This window comes from Sporosarcina sp. E16_8 (assembly GCF_017347095.1).
Taxonomy (GTDB): Bacteria; Bacillota; Bacilli; order Bacillales_A; family Planococcaceae; genus Sporosarcina.
The window spans coordinates 25,990-44,736 of record NZ_JADPRZ010000026.1 but is presented as its reverse complement, the minus strand read 5'-3'; the positions used below and the strand labels follow the sequence as shown (position 1 = coordinate 44,736).

Below are 18,747 nucleotides of genomic sequence, written 5' to 3'. Positions count from 1 at the left end.
CCGGCGAAGTCATGGCCACCTAAGTTAGTAAGGACAATCCCCGACTTAGTCATGGCTACTCTCCCCGAAGTCATGGCTATCCCCAGCGTAGTCATGGCTACCTAAGTTAGTAAGGGCAAACGCCAACTTAGTCATGGCTACTCTCCCCGAAGTCATGGCCGTCCCCAGCGTAGTCATGGCGACCTAAGTTAGTAAGGACAATCCCCGCCTTAGTCAGGGCTACTCTCTCCGAAGTCATGGCAATCCCCGCCGAAGTCATGGCGACCTAAGTTAGTCATGGCAAACCCCAACTTAGTCATGGCTACTCCCCGCCGTAGTCATGGCAATCCCCACCGAAGTCACGGCCGCCCCCACCCAAAAAAACCAAAAAAACTCCCGACGGCTAACGTCAGGAGTCCCCTTTTACTTTCCAGCCACTATATGATGGATATAGCCAATTGCCATTTGCAGCTGATCGTCATTTTTACGGTCATTTCGGAATTCTTCCACTTTAAGTTTTACAGTTGAGTAAAATAATCTATCCATGGTCGGTCCCGCTTCTACTTCAGAAGCTGCTCGAAAAGCATTAACCGCACGGGATGTTGATTCGTCAAAAAATCCGTCTACCCGGGCAACGCTATATCCTAGACCCGTCAGCAACTTCTGGCCATAAGCGATATCGTCGTGGTAATCGCCTTCCGTATAGACCTCTGAGACGAGTCGAATATGCTCGCCAAACAATTCACTTTGAACAACTTCAAGGTCTTCTTTTACACCTTTACCGTGAATCCACTTTTCTTTTGGTGTGAGCCATTTATGAGTCGACAATTTCATTTCTCCGCCGTTTGACAAATCTAATGTTTCTTGAACCGTTCCTTTTCCGAAACTCGTTGCACCGATGATATAGCCTCTTTTTAAATCTTTCAATGCAGCGCTCATCACTTCACTTGCGGAGGCACTGCCTTTATCCTGCAGTAAAACAACCGGCATTTTCTTCAGCTTTTCATCATACGGAAACTTCTCTAATTTTTCCGTAACGAGCGGTTCCAGTGTTCCGGCCGCATCTTGCATGTAAGCAAAAACCGTGTCTTTCTTCACCAAACTGCCCACGATACCGCCAACAGTATGCAAGTAACCGCCGGGATTGCCGCGCACATCGATAATCAGTGACTGTGCCCCATCCTTCACAAGCTTATCTGTTGCGTCCAGCCACTCTTGGCGGCTTTCATTGCCGAACATCGTAATCGATATGTAACCGATCTTCTGTCCACGCTCTTCAATTATTTCAGCGGATACAGTTTTTACAGGAATACTGTCTCGCACGACCGACACTTCGATATGCTTATCCAAATCCGGTCTAAAAATTGTCAAGGAAACCGGTGTCCCTTTCTTACCGCGGATTCGCTGAACTACGTCTTGCAGTGCTTCCCCTTCAATCCGCTCGCCGTCAATACGAATAATTTCGTCATACGGCTGCAAACCGGCTTTATCAGCTGGTGAACCTTTCACCGGAGCCACAATGATGTATTTCCCATTCGAACGCGTAATTTCAGCGCCGATCCCGATTCGCTCTCCTGCCAGCGATTCCTTATGGGCGGCCGCCTCTTCCTGCGACAGATACGTCGAATACGGATCGCCGATGACATCCGCCATTCCGCGAAGAGCCCCTTCAATCAACATGTCCCTATCCACTGGGTATACCCCTTGTTTCTTGATGACGTTGAACGCTTCATCGATGACTGGAAACGACGCACTTAGCGTTCCCTCTTCCTTCTTGGCACTTCCTTCTCCTGCACAACCATCCAACAGAAGAAAGACGACCGTCGCCAAAGCGGCCAGAACGACGAATAACATAAACCGGCTTCTTTGCATAATGCAATGTCCCCTCCTCCGTCCATTATATGAACGACATAGGAACATTACGACAGCAGTAAACCGGCTTTCTTCAATCTAAATTTTTAACTAGGTCCCTCAATGTCTTTTCATCCATCGGCCCGACGATTTTCTGACTAATCTTACCGTCCGTGCCTATCATAAACGTTGTTGGAATCGGGATAATCCGGTAGTCATCCATAACCGTACCTTCTTTATCCAGCGGAATCGGGAACGTCAATCTATAGATATCGATGAATTCCTCAACGCCCTTAATGCCCCGCCTCTCCGCCGTCGTCAAATTGACCGCAACAATTTCAACATTGTCTTTCTCCTTATATTTCTTATAGTATTTCTGCATATGCGGCATTTCCGCCTTACACGGTCCGCACCACGACGCCCAGAAATTTAAAATTACTTTTTTGCCCTTCAAATCCGATAGCTTAACCACTTCACCAGAAAGCGTAGACAGTTCAAAGTCAGGTGGAATCGAACCTTTTTCCAAACCAGGCACTTCGTCTAATGCACTAAAATCTGCACCAATCAGAAACTTATCGATCTCTTTTGGTTTATCCAAATTCGATTTCACCATCACGATCACCATCGACCCGATAAGCAATGCAGCTAGGATGAATCCAAGTGTTTTCTTATTCATAGTTGATCCTCCAATCTAACTTCCGCATAAACACAATCACAAAAAATAACCCCATAACTACAGTCGAAATAAGCGGTGTCTGAATAAATTCATCGGGTTGAACAGCAGCTACAAAAACATGAACCGCCATAAACACAAGCGCAAGTTGAACCGGCCAATTACTAGCTTTCCTACTATTCATCCAGAAAAACACCGTGAATAACCCAAATACAACAACCGTCACTACCTGGGCAATCATTTCACCTTCATTCAATAAAACCATCATCACCTGATACACAACTTGAACAAAAACCGCACCCGTAAAGAGTGCCCGAAACCCATCTGCACCCAGCCGGCCCTTCTTGATATCCCATAAAGTCTTCCCGGCAATAAATAGCAGCCCTAAGTAAAAACCAACTACCCCACCGTGGAAATAAACAAGCGCAAGAGGTGACCGAAGAATCGATTCGTAATCAGTGAGTACGATACTCAATTTCCAAACAATCACCAAATAAAAAAAAGCATCCCCTATGATTACCGCATGCTTTTTCCCATATCGGAACCGAACTGCACTATATGCAACAAAAAATGCTGCCATGATGGCAATCCAAGACGCTGGAACGCTGAGGCTTCCTATCGTAAAAAACGAAGTTACTGGCATACGCATAAAATCCCTTCGATAATTAATACCATAATCGTATCCAATAATAGCCTCGAAAGCCATCATTCAAGTTTATAAAAACAAAAAAAATCCGCCCCAGTCTTGGGACGGACACAATTAGTTAAAATGATACATAACGTAACGGATTAACGGCACTTGGTCCAGATGCTGACCAGTTTCCAATATGCATTTCAAAATGGAGGTGAGGCCCGGTCGATGCGCCTGTGGTTCCAATCTTCCCGATGAACTGGCCTTTTGCAACTTGCTGACCAGCGCTTGTATTAATGCTGGACAGATGTGCATAGACTGTTGTGAAAATCTGTCCATCAATTGAATGTGTCACCATGATAACATTGCCATAAGTTCCCATTTGTCCAGCATGGGAAACAACTCCGTCACCCGCCGAGACTACAGACGTTCCAGTGCTATTCGCAATGTCGGCTCCACGGTGTTGTCTTTGAGTACCGTAGATTGGATGCGTTCTCCAACCGAATGACGATGTGTAAGTTCCAGAAGCTGGTTTTGTCCATGTACCATTTGATACGGGTGGAAGATAAGACGATGAACCTCCACCACCACTTCCACCGCTACTACTATTTTGTTTGTCTCTCGCAGCTTGAGCTGCCGCTGCTTTACGTGCAATTTCAGCTTGACGCGCAATTTCAGCTATACGTTTTTGCTCCGTAATAATCTTCGTTTCAAGATCTTTACTAACCTCATACGTTTCATGCAAATCAACTTCCAATTTTTCTTTTTCGTTGGCTAATTTCTGTTGTTCAGCTTCTAGCTTATCGATTAACTTATTCTTATCTTTTTTCTGTGCTAAAAGAGAGGCTCTCAAACTTTGCAGTTGTTCTTTAGCGGCTTCTTGCTTCGCCAGTTTGGATTCGACAAGTGCTTTCTCTTCTTCAAGCTGCGCAATATCACTTGCCTGTTGCTCCATAATATCCCGATCTGCATCCATTAAAGAATTGACAGCCGAAAAACGGTCTATGAAATCTGCAAAACTATTTGCTCCAAGGAGAACGTCAAGATAGCTAACTTGTCCACCTTTTACTTGCATGGCACGAACACGTTCACGCAATACTACATCACGCTCTTCAATTTTCTTTTCAAGATCAGCAATTGAAATACGTAGCGCATCAATTTCATCGTTTGTTTGATTTATTTGTCCGATAACACGGTTAATCTGTTCATTGGATTCGGTAATTTTAGCATTAAGCGCTAAAATTTGATCCGTAATTTTTTCGATTGTTGTTTTTTTGCTTTGAATTTCAGTATTCTTTTTACTAATTCCCGTATTCAATTCACTTTTCTTCATATCAAGTAATTTCTGTTCTTTTTTAAGGTCATCCAAAGGACTTGCTAAAACGCCCGCTCCACTAATAATACTGGACAGGAAAACGATTGCAATTGTGCCCGACAACAGCTTTTTGTATCTACTCAACTTCCCAGTTCCCCTCTCACACTCTATCTATTATTTACACTTTAAGAAATTTACGCACAGACATAAAGCTGCCCCAAACACCAATCGAAATCCCCATAAATAGAATCAGTCCATTTAGTTGGTATATGAAGGGTGCCGTGTTAAGTAATTGGAACAGTTCTCCTTGCAGTTTCGGTTCCAAAAGTTCGAATAACTTGTAATAGGATATAGATATGATGAGCATTGGAGCGATTGCCCCCATAATGCCAAGCCACATTCCTTCTAATACAAACGGAATACGCACGAAGTTATTCGTCGCTCCGACTAATTTCATAATTTCAATTTCAGTTCGTCTAGCAACGATAGTTATACGGATTGTATTCGAAATAAGGAACATCGCCGTAAATAACAGTGCTAGTATCAAAACAAGACCGATATTTCGGCTCATGTTTAGTACATTGAAGAGCTTCTCCACTTTTTCTTCGCCATACACGACATCATATGTATAGTCATATGTATCAATTTTCTTTGCAATAGCGGCAGTCTGTTGTGGGTCCTTCGCTTTTACATACAGTGCATCACCAAGCGGATTGCTCTGTTTATATAGACTTAGTTCATCACCAAATGATTTAATCATCTTGTCAAGCTCAGCATCTCGCGACGAATAGACAACTTCAAGAACTCCATCTGTTGATTGGACTTTTTCTACCAGCTCTTTAATTATCACCTTGTCTGCTGCTGGATCGGCAACAACTTTAATTTCCACGTCATTCTCGATACTTTTCGCAAGATGGTTAAAATTCATCATAATCACGATAAATACACCGACCAGCAGGAGAGTGACGGTAACAGCACTAACTGACGCAAATGTCATCCAACTGTTACGGCGAATGCTCTTAAAACTTTCGCGTACATGCCGACCGAGCGTTCTAGCCTTCATAGTACTCACCTCCGTATTCGTCACGGGTAATGAGTCCGCCTTCTATAGCAATTACACGGTGTTTTATAGCGTTAACAATCTCCCGATTATGGGTAGCCATGACAATCGTCGTTCCACGAGCATTGATCTGTTCGAAAATCTTCATGATGTCCCATGATGTTTCAGGGTCAAGATTTCCTGTCGGTTCATCTGCAATGACAACTTTCGGTACATTGACGATTGACCTAGCGATGGAAACACGTTGCTCTTCTCCACCTGATAATTCGTTCGGGAACATCCGCGCTTTTTGCGTAAGTCCGACAAGCGCAAGAACATCATTCACTTTTTTTCGGATTTCTGCTGGCGGTGCTTCTATTACTTCGAGCGCAAACGCCACATTCTCGTAAACATTCAATTTAGGTAATAATTTAAAGTCTTGAAAAACAACGCCAATCTGCCTGCGCAATTGCGGTACACGTTTGTTACGCAATGTTGCAAGATTTATGCCATTAATAATAATCTCTCCACTTGTTGGTCTTTCTTCACGGTACATCATTTTAATGAACGTCGACTTACCTGCACCACTCGGACCGACCACATAAACAAATTCTCCACGGTCAATTTCGATGTTAATGCCATTTGCTGCAACGACGCCGTTCGGATACTTTTTATAGACATTTTTCATCACAATCATTCTAAAACCACCTGAATATTTTTGTCTCTCTTTTTTTCCAACAGCCCTATTATAACATGATTCGACTTTCTAAGTATTACAGTTGTGTTTCATTTAATTCTTGACTATAACATCGATAAACATAGACGATAGTTCTATTATCCGACAAAACCACTAGACCAAAAGACTGTCTCACTTGATTGTATTCGACCTTTAGGAGGGAATTCCTCTATTATTAGCAATATTTTTTGGATTAGTGGTTGATTTTATCAAATGACGAAGAGTGCCGTCGAACTGTGTGAGGAATGCGCGGACTGTAAGGGCTAACTATGTAACTGTTATGGCTAATCGACAAACAATGAGGGCAAGCAGCCGAACTGTTATGGCTAATCGACAAGCTCTACTGACTAACTCCAGCTCAGCCCACCACAAAACAAAAAAACCGCCCCAGGCATATAGCCCAGTAGCGGTTTCATCGTAAGCTTTATTTTTTATCAGAAAGCCATTTTGCAACTGCAGTTGCTTCTTCGTCACTAACTTTAATCGCTGGCATACTACCGCGACCATTGACGATTACGTCATGAATTTCCTTTTCAGACAAACGGCCACCTACTTGTGATAGATCGGGACCCATGCCACCTTTAAGTTCAAGGTTACCACCGTGACAAGCGATACAGCTCGTGCTAACCACTTTTTCAACATCAACAGATGCTGTTTCAGTACCAGTACCTGGAGTGACTGTTTCTTTCTCTTTTGCTTTGTCGCCGCCACATGCCCCAAGGACAAGAACAGCTCCCAGCATAACTGCTAAAAACTTAGTTTTCATTTTCTTACCTCCATTTATGAATTTTGTACTACCTACCTAAGTATACCAAAACAACGGGCATTTAAATCACCTAGGGATTCCCCTATATTTATCAAATCGACAACAAATACCGTCTTATCAACCTCCATCACAGTTTGTCTCAACTTTGTGAACACCGTTCGTAAACGCATCAGACGACTAATTACAGTTAATTATGCCTTCATTACTTAATATACACATAATCCATGCTTCCAAAACCTCTTAAAAGGACTATCCATTATTTTCATTAAACAGGTGGGCAAAAGAAAAAGCGCACCGAAGTGCACTCCATTGAATTCGCTACGGCGATTGAAGATGCCGCCAGTCTTAGTGCATTTCAGCTACCTTGAATGGCGACGTCACTCCGTTTACTTTAGCTATTCAGTTAGTCAACAATTCTATTAAGAAATACGTGAACGCAAGTAAGCATTGATGAACAGGTCGATATCGCCGTCCATTACCGCACTGACGTTTCCTGTTTCTGCACTCGTCCGGTGATCTTTCACCATGGAATACGGGTGGAAAACGTATGAACGGATCTGGCTTCCCCAACCGATTTCTTTTTGATCTCCCCGAATTTCAAGAAGACGTGCTTCCTCTTCTTCGACTCTGATCTGGTAAATCTTCGCTTTCAATAAATTGATTGCGCGATCTCGGTTTTTAATTTGTGAACGTTCTGTCTGACAGGTAACAATTGCGCCAGTTGGAAGATGCGTCATACGGACTGCTGAATCTGTCGTATTGACGTGCTGTCCACCCGCACCACTTGAACGATACGTATCGATTTTAACGTCTTCCATCTTAAGGTCAATATCAACTTCGCCTTCAAACTCCGGCATTACTTCAATCGAAGAGAATGACGTATGGCGTCGACCTGATGAGTCAAACGGAGAAATCCGAACAAGACGGTGAACGCCTTTTTCTGCTTTTAAATAACCATATGCATTATGGCCTTTAATCGCCAATGTTACGGATTTCACGCCGGCTTCATCCCCAGCTTGGTAGTCGAGTGTTTCGACTTTAAAGCCACGGTGTTCAGCCCAACGCGTGTACATGCGAAGCAGCATAGAAGCCCAGTCCTGGGATTCCGTACCGCCTGCACCCGAATGAAGTTCAAGAACCGCACTATTACTATCAAATTCATCACTTAGAAGCATTTGTAGTTCAAATTCATCGAGCTTCTTCTTGAATCCCTTCAACTCTACGCCAAGATCTTCTTGCATCTCTGCATCGTTTTCCTCGCGTAATAGTTCAAGCGTCATTTCAAGGTTTTCCTGTTCATCAGTCAACTCCGTATACTCGCCGACAACGTCTTTCAACGCATTCGACTCGGAGATTACTTTTTGCGCGCCGTCCTGGCTATCCCAGAAACCTGGCTCTAGCATTGCTTCATCTAACTCTTGGATTCGTGCCTCTTTGTTTTCTAAGTCAAAGAGACCCCCTAAAGTCCGCTAATTTCTTAGCTGATTTGTCGAGCTCGTTGCGTACATCGGATAATTCCATCATAATAGTTTCCTCCTGAATTTGGGTTGCCCGGTAGCTTACGCATTACCGTGGCAGTTTTTATATTTCTTCCCGCTGCCGCATGGGCATGGATCGTTACGACCGATGTTAACTGCGCGACGCACTGGTTTCTTGCGCACTTGCTCGCCATCCTCTTTCGGATTAACGGCCTGTGCTTTGACAACTTCTTCACGTTCAAGGTTGTTGCGGATTTCTGCTTTCATCACATACTTCGCTGAATCGGCTTCAATCGATGCAACCATTTCCTCAAACATTGCAAATCCTTCCGCCTGGTATTCACGAAGCGGATCCGTTTGACCATAGGCACGCAAATGGATACCGTGACGCAATTGATCCATCGCGTCAATATGATCCGTCCATTTCGAGTCAATCGCACGAAGCAAGACGACTTTTTCGAATTCGCGCATGCGCTCTTCCGACATTTCCGCTTCCTTCTCATCATACCGTTCAGTGATTGCCTGTTGGATGAACGACGTCAATTCCTCAACCGATTTCCCTTCCATAGCCGCAATTGTTACGCTTCCGTCTGGAAGTACGTTAGCACCTAGGAAATCTTCGAGTCCTTTTAGATTCCAATCGCTTTCTTTCTCTTCTGTCGTATGAATGGCTACAGCATTTGCAAGAACATTCGACAGCATTTGCTCTAGTACGCCACGGATGTTTTCTGACTCCAGAATTTCATTCCGTTCTTTGTAGATGATTTCACGCTGTAGGCGTAATACATCATCATACTGCAGCAAACGTTTCCGTGCATCAAAGTTATTACCCTCTACCCGTTTCTGAGCAGCTTCAACCGAACGCGATACCATTTTCGACTGAATGGGTGTCGTGTCGTCCATACCAAGTTTCGTCATCATCGACTTCATTTGGTCAGAACCAAAACGGCGCATCAATTCATCTTCAAGAGATAAATAGAACTGCGTCACACCCGGATCCCCTTGACGACCGGAACGTCCACGGAGCTGGTTGTCAATTCGACGCGACTCATGTCGTTCTGTTCCTAGAACCGCGAGACCGCCAAGTTCCTGCACGCCTTCTTCAAGTTTTATATCCGTACCACGCCCCGCCATATTCGTCGCGATTGTAACAGCGCCTTTTTGACCGGCTTCCAAAATAATTTCCGCTTCACGACTGTGGTTTTTCGCATTTAAAACATTATGCTTCACACCGTATTTTGTCAAATGCTTTGAAATAATCTCAGACGTTTCAATCGCTACCGTACCGACAAGTACAGGCTGGCCTTTTTCATTGCGTTCTTTGATGTCTTCCGCAACTGCCTTGTACTTACCTTCCATTGAAGAGTAAATAAGATCTGCACGGTCATCACGGATTAGCGGACGATTCGTCGGAATCGCAATGACGTTCATGTTGTAAATATTACGGAACTCTTCTTCTTCCGTTTTCGCTGTCCCCGTCATACCTGACAGTTTGTCGTACATACGGAAGTAGTTTTGGAACGTAATTGTCGCAAGAGTCATCGTTTCATTCTGAACTTCCAGGCCTTCTTTCGCTTCAATCGCCTGGTGGAGCCCGTCACTGTAGCGACGCCCTTTCATAAGACGTCCTGTAAATGAATCGACGATGACGACTTCGCCTTCTTGAACAACGTAATCGACATCGATATGCATACTCGCATGTGCTTTCAACGATTGGTTAATCGCATGGTTAAGCGTCACATGCTGTAAATCGAATAAGTTATCGATGCTGAACGCAGATTCCGATTTCTCGATACCGCTTTCCGTCAACACGACACCCTTCGTCGACTCATCATATGAATAATCTTCTTCTTTTTTGAGTGATTGTGTAAATTTATTCGCCAAGCGATACAATTCGGCCGCTTTTGCAGCTTGTCCAGAGATGATTAGTGGTGTACGCGCTTCGTCAATTAAGATTGAGTCAACCTCATCTATAACTGCGTAGAATAGCGGACGCTGCACTTTATGTTCATTATAAAGCACCATGTTATCACGTAGGTAGTCGAAACCGAGTTCATTGTTCGTGCTGTACGTTATATCCGCACTGTACGCTTCTCGTTTCTCTTCCTTTGATAAACTATTTAAGTTCAGACCGACTGAGAATCCAAGAAACTCATAAAGTAGCGCCATTTCCGTTGCATCACGGCTGGCAAGGTATTCGTTCACGGTTACAACGTGTACACCTTGACCGGCAAGCGCGTTCAAATAAACCGACAGCGTCGACGTCAATGTCTTCCCTTCACCGGTTTTCATCTCCGCTATATTACCTTCGTGTAAAGCGGCAGCCCCAATAATTTGCACGCGGAATGGATACATGCCAAGGACTCGTTTCGACGCTTCGCGAACGACTGCAAAAGCCTCAGCCTGAAGATCATCAAGCGTTTCTCCTTTTAAGAAACGTTCTTTGAATTCAACTGTTTTCGCTGTCAGCTGTTCATCTGAAAGCTGTTCCATCTGTGTTGCGAGCGCTTCGACCTTGTCCGCAATCTTGTCAAGACGCTTCAAATCCCTTTTATTCATATCAAACATTTTATTCAATACGCTAAGCATTTAGGTCACATCCTCATTAGGTTCACCCTTCATTTTAACACTGTGAATTGCACGGTGCAAATGGTCTAGCCAAAACATGTAAAAGAATTTTTTTATGCGCAGCGGGAGTGCTGTTATGTATGTAGCATCGCTGCTTGCGTAGGGCTTCAGTCACCTATATTTGTGCACTGTCCCCTGTTATAAAATAAAACAAACCCCCTATGCAGTATGACCGCTTAGGGGGTTTCCAAACTCAATCTTCTAGTTAGCTTGTTTCGATTAAGCCATATTTACCATCGCTACGCTTATAAACGATGTTTGTGCCGTCAGAATCTGCATCTGTGAAGACGAAGAATTCGTGGCCAAGCATGTTCATTTGAAGAATAGCTTCTTCTTGGTCCATCGGTTTTAGATCGAAATTCTTAGTACGGACGATTGCAAATGCCTGATCCTCTTCCGCAGTTGCATCACTGTTCTTCTCTTCGCTCTTATTGACGGATGCGAAGAAAGCTGCAACACCTTCACGTTCGCGGAACTTGCGGTTTACTTTTGTTTTATATTTACGAATTTGACGCTCTAGCTTGTCGACGATCAAGTCAATAGCTGCATATAGATCGTTATGGCGTTCCTCTGCACGGAGTGTCAAATTTTTCATTGGAATTGTTACTTCTACTTTAGTTTGCTTGTCATTATAAACTTTCAAATTCACATGTGCAGTTGCGTTCGCGCTTTCATCGAAGTATCTTTCGATTTTTTGCAATTTCTTTTCGACGTGTTCACGAATCGCTGGAGTTACCTCGATATTTTCACCACGGATATTAAAATCTAACATATGAACTCCTCCTTTAAAGTTAACCTATACAGTACACTTCTACACATTCCCCATAAAGTCCTTCTAAAAACATTTAGATTATTAAATATATTGTCGATTTGTGACGAATTCGTTCAAAAACTACTTTTATTCGTCATCTGTAGCGCGTCCTGATGCGATTTCTGAACGTCGACGAAGTTTAAGCTCCTCTACTATTAACTGTTCAATTTCTAGGTTTTCATCAAAATCATAACCATACATATATCCACCACTATATGGCTTCTTCCACACAATTACGCCTTGCAGGTCGATTATCTTTTCATAAAGTGTGAATTTGATATGCAAGCGGACAGATTCACGTTCAATAGGAATATCGAACTTCGCAAAAAGCTTTGCACCACCTGGACTGATGTCCAAGAAACAACATTCGCCCGGGCTCGATTCTACATCCGTTCCATTTTCAACGACAATCCGGAATTCAGCTACAAGTGGTTCCCCAAATGTATACCTGAAATATTCAGTCCGTTTATAAAGCATTTTCTCCACTCCGTTCTAGCGCACCAAAATCTGTTTCTCCTATTGTAGCAGACTACTTAGTTTTCAACGAACTTCAGCCAAGCTTTTCGTTCGTCGCATTGTCCCATCCAACGTCGTCACAATTTGTTCATTGTCTGCAACCGTTTCATGAATTGTTGCGTTCACTTCTTCCAGTGATGCACTCGATTCGGTCAGTAAGTCAGCAAATGAGCTAGTCATATGCCCGATGTCCGTCGTCTCCTTTGTAATCGAAGCCATCTTGTCGTCAAACATGCCGAACTTGCGGTGAAGCTCACTCAATGTGTTGTGCATGAGCCCGATTTTCATTTCAGCGTCCACCGACAATGCCGCCTGTGTAACAAGTTTTCCTGTACTGCTCGTCAAATTGGCACGCGAGCGATCATTCATCGTGTTGACATTTTCCAAATTGCCATTTATTTCAACCAACGTCACCGCTGTCAGTCCAGCAAGTTTCCTGATTTCATCCGCAACGACCGCAAAACCTTTACCGTGCTCGCCCGCTCTAGCCGCTTCAATTGACGCGTTCAATGCAAGAAGGTTCGTTTGTCCCGTAATCGTCTCGATCGACTTGGCAAGCGCATTCGTCTTCTCAATATTCTCAGTAAGCGCATCAAACGACCCGTTCAATTCAGCGAGATAGGTTTCCACTTCTTGCATACCCGAACGCAAGGTTTGCATCAGTTCCACCATGTCAGCAGATTCAGCGCGCAAACTAGCTGTGTCTTCATTCATTAAATGCGTTTCCTTGTGCATATCAGCTACATCGTCTTGTGTGCGCTCCGCATTTTTTGCGATGTTCGCAATTTGAAATGCTTCCTGTTCAACACTCGTTGAAACACTGTCCATAATTGTCAGCAGTTCCTTCTGTGCCTCCAAATGACGTCCAGCCGTCTCACCAATCGCCGTCAAGTCAGCCGCAACCTGTTCAATCCCTTCATTCAACGAACGATGCTTGCTCTCTTCTAGCAGCCTGTGTGCTGCCTGCTCAGTCGTAAACAAATCGACTTGTACCTCTAGCTTTTTCGTCTGTTTTATTTGGATGAACAGCCCCACTGCCATCAATATCAGCACAAGCACCAAACTGCCTTTACTCGCTGCAATTTGCTCCTGATACGGATAGTTCGTTAAAAATACGCCCAGAACAGCAAGCGACAATGCAAAACCATAGGTCATAATCCGCATGGATAAATGAACACTTGCAATACCAGCTATGAAAAACGCGATTCCAGCTGTCGCAACAGACGGTTCCCCTACAACCCCATTGAATATCGCCGCAAATCCTGTCAGCCCAAGAACAATCCATGGAAACATCTTTTCAATAATTGCGACCTTTTTTGCCAATGCATAAAATAATAGCGTAACAACAACCGGTATCGCCATACTCACCGTCTTCAGCATCCCTTGCCCCGTCACAAAATAAAATATCAAGCCGATGAAACTCGAACCGCCAAGCGTCACAAATAGAATGAAGTTCTTATTCGCAAATTCCTTCTGCCGAATGGTATCCACAGTGTGCATTCATAATCCCCCTTAGAAGTTCCTATCTATATACCTATTTTACTTCAAATTGATTGAATTATCCAACAGATTTCTGTAAACCTAGCATATACTCCCGATAACCGAGCATATAACACGCCGACCGAGCATATACCTCGCCAACCGATCATAAACAACGCACGACCGATCATATACCACGCTTACCAAGCATATACAACGCATAACCGATCATATATCACGCTTACCAAGCATAAACAATGCACAACCGATCATATATCACGCTTACCAAGCATAAACAATGCACAACCGATCATATATCACGCTTACCAAGCATAAACAACGCACAACCGATCATATATCATGCTTACCGATCATAAACAACGCACAACCAAGCATATACAACGCTTACCGATCATAAATAACGCACGACAGGCCAATAATTTCCCCTATTAACAGGAGCAACACTGCGTTAATTTCTTATCCGAACTGCTTCCTCATGCGTTTCATTGATATATGTGGCAATTTGTTGTTGTTCTTCAGTCAATTCGGTCAGCGTAGCATTCAACTCTTCGACGGCCGCGGTACTTTGCTCGACGATTGCCGCGAAATCCATCGTTCTTTCCTGAATTAATGCACTGTCTTCCGTAATCTTGCCGAAGTCTTGGATGAAAGTCGATAATACCTGCTGCAACTTTGTCATCGTGTCAAATAAATCTATAAAGGAGGCACTTGACTCGTCCGCTACTGCATTCTGCATCGTCACTTGTTCCAATCCATCACCAAGTTTTTTAACGGCTATTTCGTTGTAATTATTCACTTCTATCAAGTTTGCGTCAATTTTAGTTAAGGTCTCTCTTGTGAGTCCAGCCTATTTCCGAATTTCTTCCGCAACTACCGCAAACCCTTTTCCTTGTTCACCTGCACGCGCAGCTTCTATCGAGGCGTTTAGCGCAAGTAAATTTGTCTGTTCCGTGATGGCTTTAATCGCACTTGCAAAAACGTTGGTTTCGTCAATTTTACTCGATAATATACCAAACGTTTCATTTAAATCGGTGAAAAATGTGGTAAATGAATCAATGCTTTCTTTTAATTGCCCAATTTTCATAGTTCCATCTTCCGCTTTGCGACCTGCTTCATTCGCCTGGATCACGACCTGACCTAAGCCTTTTGCAATGACTTGAACCGATTCATAAGTGTTTTCTGCATTTTCCGCAATGTCCGAAATATGATCCGCTTGATGTTGACTGCCGACACTTACTTCATTAACAGCGGCAAGCATTTCACGCTGAGACGTGGCAGATGTCTCCGAATTTGAACGAAGATACGCAAGGTTCGATGTAATCTTTCCAACCGCCTCGTCAAGCTTTGCAGCAAGCGCTCCTTCTTCGCGCACCTTTTGTTCTGTCAGTTCGACAAGTTCTTCCACATGCATGAACATCCGCCCATTTTGACGGACAAGCAAGAATAAGACAAGTCCGGCTAGGAAATGAAGAAGTAATAGATTTGTTCCGCTTCCTTCAACAAGTTCAGGAGCAGTAAAAAATTGATTATTAATAAGCATGGCAATGAAACTCAATGCAAAACCAAACGCCATAATAACCATCTTGCCGTGAATTGAACCTATCACCAAAATAAGGATGATAATACCTATTGTCCCTAGATTCGCTTCCGAAAAAAAGATGACCCCCAACGCAATTGCAAAATTCATGATGAGTAATAGATAAGGCAAAAGAAGCGACAATACCTCAACTTTTTTACTTAAAAAATAGAAGAGTATCGCAAGTGCAAAAGGTATGGCAACAGACAATTGAATAGCAATCGGTGAGCGCTGTACAAGTTGGGCTAGCAAACCCAGCCCTGCAGCGAGTGCAAATCCAATCATCATAATCGAGTTTTTCCGAAGCCAATCTTCCCGCTTTAACTGAGTAATATTCATCATCTATATCCCCTTTAACATCAATTTCCCGCACACTAAAGTTTCCTTTAATCGCTCTATGTAAAATGTACCATTAATGAATCACCATTCATACAGGCGTAATTAACTAATTTTTCATTTAAAAAACCAGTCAGAGAAATAATCTCCAACCGGTTAGTAGTTATTGCTTCGTATCGTAAAATGTACCATCTCGCGCCACATTGCTGTAAGGATTGACGTAATTTTTCATATTGTCTTTCTTGGCTTGTGATTCCGCGATATCTGTACGAATCAGGTTTGTAAATAGAGCAAGTTTTTTTTGGACATCCGCTTCCGTCGCGACAAGACTTTTACCGAATACTTCTTCTTCGGGCGTGAAAGGGCCGGTAATATGCGGTTGCAACTTATCACGATCATCGAGAAGTGCCTCGATGCCCGCAATCGTCTCATCCCGACTATCTAGCGCTGTTTCTTGCGTCAACCTCACTAATTTCCCCGTCACATCACGCCATGCTGTCAGTGCGGGCCGAATCATATTTCATCTACGTTCGCGTACTGTTTCTGCCGGTTGATCTGAATAACCTGCTTCCATGTATCGCGGAACTCCGTAATGATAGCGGACGCTTCATCGAATAGGGCGCTGTCGTTTTTTATATTGCCGTCAATCAGCCGGCTGTTTGCGAACTCATAGAGGACAAGCATATTTTGTGAAACCGGGTACGACTTATCGAGTGTCAACATGAGTTCTGAAATAATTGCTTGTGCTTTTTGAATGGCCTTGTTCTTTTCTTCAATATTATTGTCATTCATCGCTCTTTTTGCTTGTAGAATAAATTTCAAACAACCGTTATAGAGCATAAGTGTCAGTTCGCCTGGCGTTGATGTATTTACTGAGTTGTTCTGGTAAGTTGCGTAAGGATTGTTAATAGCCATTTATATTCTATCTCCTTTAAGTTCACTGCTGTTGTTAATTATTACTGAATGCATTCATTAGGCTGGCCGATTGCGAGTTGGCACGATTGATTGCCGTTTCCATTGCGGAGAATTGTTTCCAGTAGCGACTTTCCATCGTTTTCAGACGTGCTTCAAAACGTTCAATTTGGCTGTTCATTTCTTTCAATGAGCGACCGAGTGAAAACGTATCGTTGACTGCCCCAGTTTTCCCTGCGCGCTGTGCTATTGATGTTTGAGTTTTATCAACGATAGTTCGTAGTCTCCGTGCAAATCCTTGATTATCCACATTAGCATCGTCTTTTGAGAACATTTCATGGACTTTATTCGGATCGTCACTTATTGCTTTTTTCAAAACTGCTTCATCAATGACAAGTTTACCATTAGCTGTATAGTCTTTCGAAGTTGAAATACCGAGACTCTTTAATGTATCGCTGCCTACAGTTCCCATAAGAGCTGTTCTCATTTGCGTCAGCATACTGGAAATGGTGGAATCATTACGAAGCGTACCACTCTTCGCTTTTTCTTCCCATTGCTTAATTTCATCTTCCTTCATATCTTTCTTCTGTTCCGCAGATAGCGGCTGGAAATCACGATATTTAGGTTCACGGATTTGTTTGTTTAAGTCTTCGATAAGTTTGTTATATTCGTCGACGAACTTAGTGACAGAGTCGAAGATTTTATTGGTGTCTGGTGCGGAACTGAATGTTACAGGCGGTGCGCCGTCCGCAGTCACCTGTTTTAATGTGAATTCAAACCCATTGACTTGAAATGTGTTGGATGAACGTTCCATATTTTCAAGTCCATTTAGTGTGAATTCAGCATTCATTCCATCAGTACTAGATTTAGGTATGCCAAGAGATTCAGCAAGTTTCCCCATAATCTCAATTGATTTACCGCCAGCGGTATCACTGTTGTCTACGCCACTATTCTTGGCAGTCATCGCGATTTTCCCGGTAGATGAATCGAAAAACGCTGTTACCCCAGTTTCTTTATTAATTTTATCCAAAACTGTTTTCAATGTATCTATTTTTGGATCGAATATTAACTTCACAGCTTCGGAAGACATTTTTCCGTCCTTGTCAATCGCATTGATTGTTATCTCTGTTTCAGTTATACCCAAATCTGCTAATGTAGATTTGGCGAATTGTTCGTCGGAAACTTTATTTGAGTTAGGAGGAATTGTATTCTTGTTCGTAATAGGGGCACTTTGCATCGTAGCATTTTTCGCTAACCTCGTAACCTTAATCGACCCCGAAAAATCACTAGTAGAACCCATATTCCTAATCGCTACATCATTTGGCGATGAAATATTCACTGTCTTCGCTGAAAACGAAGTCGACAGAATCATCGTGTCGAACGTCTTTTTACTGAAATCAAACAGCTGACGATTCGTCGTGCGGTAATCGTCCAACTGCCATTCTAAGTATTGTTTTTTCTGTGTAATTTTATCGAGAGGAATACGGTGTGCGTTCATTAAATCCGTTACCATTTTCTCCGTATCCATACCTGAAGCTAATCCACTAATTCGCATATCATCTCACGCCTTCCTTAAATTTTCCGGTCGACAAGCAAGCCGACGAACTCACGCATTGCCGCATGGATGTCCAGTAGTTTTTTGGACGGGATTTCCCGTATGACTTCGTCCGTTGTCGAATCGACGATCGTCACATAGTATTCGTTGAGCTTCTCATGAAACTTGAATCGCAATTGTGTATTCGCACTTTCTAAAAACGTGTTCATGCTGTCAGTCACTTGCTTTGCCTTGTCAGCTGGCAATTGTTTTTCATTGTCGGCTTTCTGCTGCACTTTCTCCTGAATCGCTTGCACTTGCACCACCGCGATTTCCGTGTCCGGTGCCATTTTTTCTGCTAATACATTCGCTTGATTCACTACGGCTCCGCCACCCATACGACTTACCATTCGCCAAACCTCCCTGTACTTAACAACATTCATTATGATTTATATCGGCAAGCCCA

General features: G+C 43.2%; 18 protein-coding genes. All 18 read right to left on the bottom strand.

What is annotated here, in order from left to right; genetic code table 11:
* Positions 1 to 402: 402 nt before the first annotated feature.
* The 18 genes from I2484_RS14205 to flaG all read right to left on the bottom strand — a co-directional run bounded on the left by I2484_RS14205 (position 403) and on the right by flaG (position 18,691).
* Positions 403 to 1,851, bottom strand: coding sequence for a S41 family peptidase (locus tag I2484_RS14205; protein ID WP_207151698.1), 1,449 nt, complete (start codon positions 1,849 to 1,851; stop codon positions 403 to 405).
* 73 nt (positions 1,852 to 1,924) lie between these two features.
* Positions 1,925 to 2,506 carry a redoxin domain-containing protein gene (locus tag I2484_RS14200; protein ID WP_207151697.1) on the bottom strand — a complete coding sequence of 194 codons (582 nt, stop codon included), beginning with the start codon at positions 2,504 to 2,506 and terminating at the stop codon, positions 1,925 to 1,927.
* Positions 2,499 to 3,152 (bottom strand): hypothetical protein, encoded by a 654-nt coding sequence (locus tag I2484_RS14195; RefSeq protein WP_207151696.1) that lies wholly within the window; start codon positions 3,150 to 3,152, stop codon positions 2,499 to 2,501. The genes I2484_RS14200 and I2484_RS14195 overlap by 8 nt, the downstream gene beginning before the upstream one ends.
* Before the next feature lie 115 nt (positions 3,153 to 3,267).
* Positions 3,268 to 4,593 (bottom strand): murein hydrolase activator EnvC family protein, encoded by a 1,326-nt coding sequence (locus I2484_RS14190; protein WP_255551430.1) that lies wholly within the window; start codon positions 4,591 to 4,593, stop codon positions 3,268 to 3,270.
* A 34-nt stretch (positions 4,594 to 4,627) separates the two neighbouring features.
* Positions 4,628 to 5,512: a permease-like cell division protein FtsX gene (gene ftsX, locus I2484_RS14185; protein WP_207151695.1), complete on the bottom strand. Its 885-nt coding sequence runs from the start codon at positions 5,510 to 5,512 to the stop codon at positions 4,628 to 4,630.
* Positions 5,502 to 6,185, bottom strand: a complete 684-nt coding sequence (ftsE, locus tag I2484_RS14180; RefSeq protein WP_207151694.1) for a cell division ATP-binding protein FtsE — start codon at positions 6,183 to 6,185, stop codon at positions 5,502 to 5,504. The genes ftsX and ftsE overlap by 11 nt, the downstream gene beginning before the upstream one ends.
* 463 nt (positions 6,186 to 6,648) lie before the next feature.
* Entirely contained in the window at positions 6,649 to 6,990 is a 342-nt protein-coding gene (cccB, locus tag I2484_RS14175) for a cytochrome c551 (protein WP_207151693.1), read from the bottom strand.
* 419 nt (positions 6,991 to 7,409) lie between these two features.
* Positions 7,410 to 8,511, bottom strand: a protein-coding gene (prfB, locus tag I2484_RS14170; RefSeq protein WP_207151700.1) for a peptide chain release factor 2 whose coding sequence is annotated in 2 segments (ribosomal slippage) — positions 7,410 to 8,438 and positions 8,440 to 8,511 — 1,101 coding nt in all. Because the reading frame shifts where the segments join, the coding sequence is not laid out codon by codon here.
* Between the two features lie 38 nt (positions 8,512 to 8,549).
* Positions 8,550 to 11,057, bottom strand: coding sequence for a preprotein translocase subunit SecA (gene secA / locus I2484_RS14165; protein ID WP_207151692.1), 2,508 nt, complete (start codon positions 11,055 to 11,057; stop codon positions 8,550 to 8,552).
* 244 nt (positions 11,058 to 11,301) lie between these two features.
* Complete coding sequence (hpf, locus tag I2484_RS14160; protein ID WP_207151691.1) at positions 11,302 to 11,868, bottom strand: ribosome hibernation-promoting factor, HPF/YfiA family; 567 nt, start codon at positions 11,866 to 11,868, stop codon at positions 11,302 to 11,304.
* Between the two features lie 126 nt (positions 11,869 to 11,994).
* Entirely contained in the window at positions 11,995 to 12,384 is a 390-nt protein-coding gene (locus I2484_RS14155; protein ID WP_207151690.1) for a PilZ domain-containing protein, read from the bottom strand.
* Positions 12,385 to 12,447: 63 nt separating this feature from the next.
* Positions 12,448 to 13,923: a methyl-accepting chemotaxis protein gene (locus I2484_RS14150; RefSeq protein WP_207151689.1), complete on the bottom strand. Its 1,476-nt coding sequence runs from the start codon at positions 13,921 to 13,923 to the stop codon at positions 12,448 to 12,450.
* Between the two features lie 448 nt (positions 13,924 to 14,371).
* Positions 14,372 to 14,728, bottom strand: coding sequence for a hypothetical protein (locus I2484_RS14145; protein WP_207151688.1), 357 nt, complete (start codon positions 14,726 to 14,728; stop codon positions 14,372 to 14,374).
* A gap of 42 nt (positions 14,729 to 14,770) precedes the next feature.
* Entirely contained in the window at positions 14,771 to 15,841 is a 1,071-nt protein-coding gene (locus I2484_RS14140) for a methyl-accepting chemotaxis protein (protein WP_207151687.1), read from the bottom strand.
* Between the two features lie 157 nt (positions 15,842 to 15,998).
* Positions 15,999 to 16,352 (bottom strand): flagellar protein FliT, encoded by a 354-nt coding sequence (fliT, locus tag I2484_RS14135; protein ID WP_207151686.1) that lies wholly within the window; start codon positions 16,350 to 16,352, stop codon positions 15,999 to 16,001.
* Positions 16,349 to 16,750 carry a flagellar export chaperone FliS gene (fliS, locus tag I2484_RS14130; protein ID WP_207151685.1) on the bottom strand — a complete coding sequence of 134 codons (402 nt, stop codon included), beginning with the start codon at positions 16,748 to 16,750 and terminating at the stop codon, positions 16,349 to 16,351. Before fliS ends, fliT begins: the two co-directional genes overlap by 4 nt.
* A gap of 34 nt (positions 16,751 to 16,784) precedes the next feature.
* Positions 16,785 to 18,302, bottom strand: coding sequence for a flagellar filament capping protein FliD (fliD, locus tag I2484_RS14125; protein WP_207151684.1), 1,518 nt, complete (start codon positions 18,300 to 18,302; stop codon positions 16,785 to 16,787).
* A gap of 17 nt (positions 18,303 to 18,319) precedes the next feature.
* Entirely contained in the window at positions 18,320 to 18,691 is a 372-nt protein-coding gene (gene flaG / locus I2484_RS14120) for a flagellar protein FlaG (RefSeq protein WP_207151683.1), read from the bottom strand.
* Positions 18,692 to 18,747 lie beyond the last annotated feature (56 nt).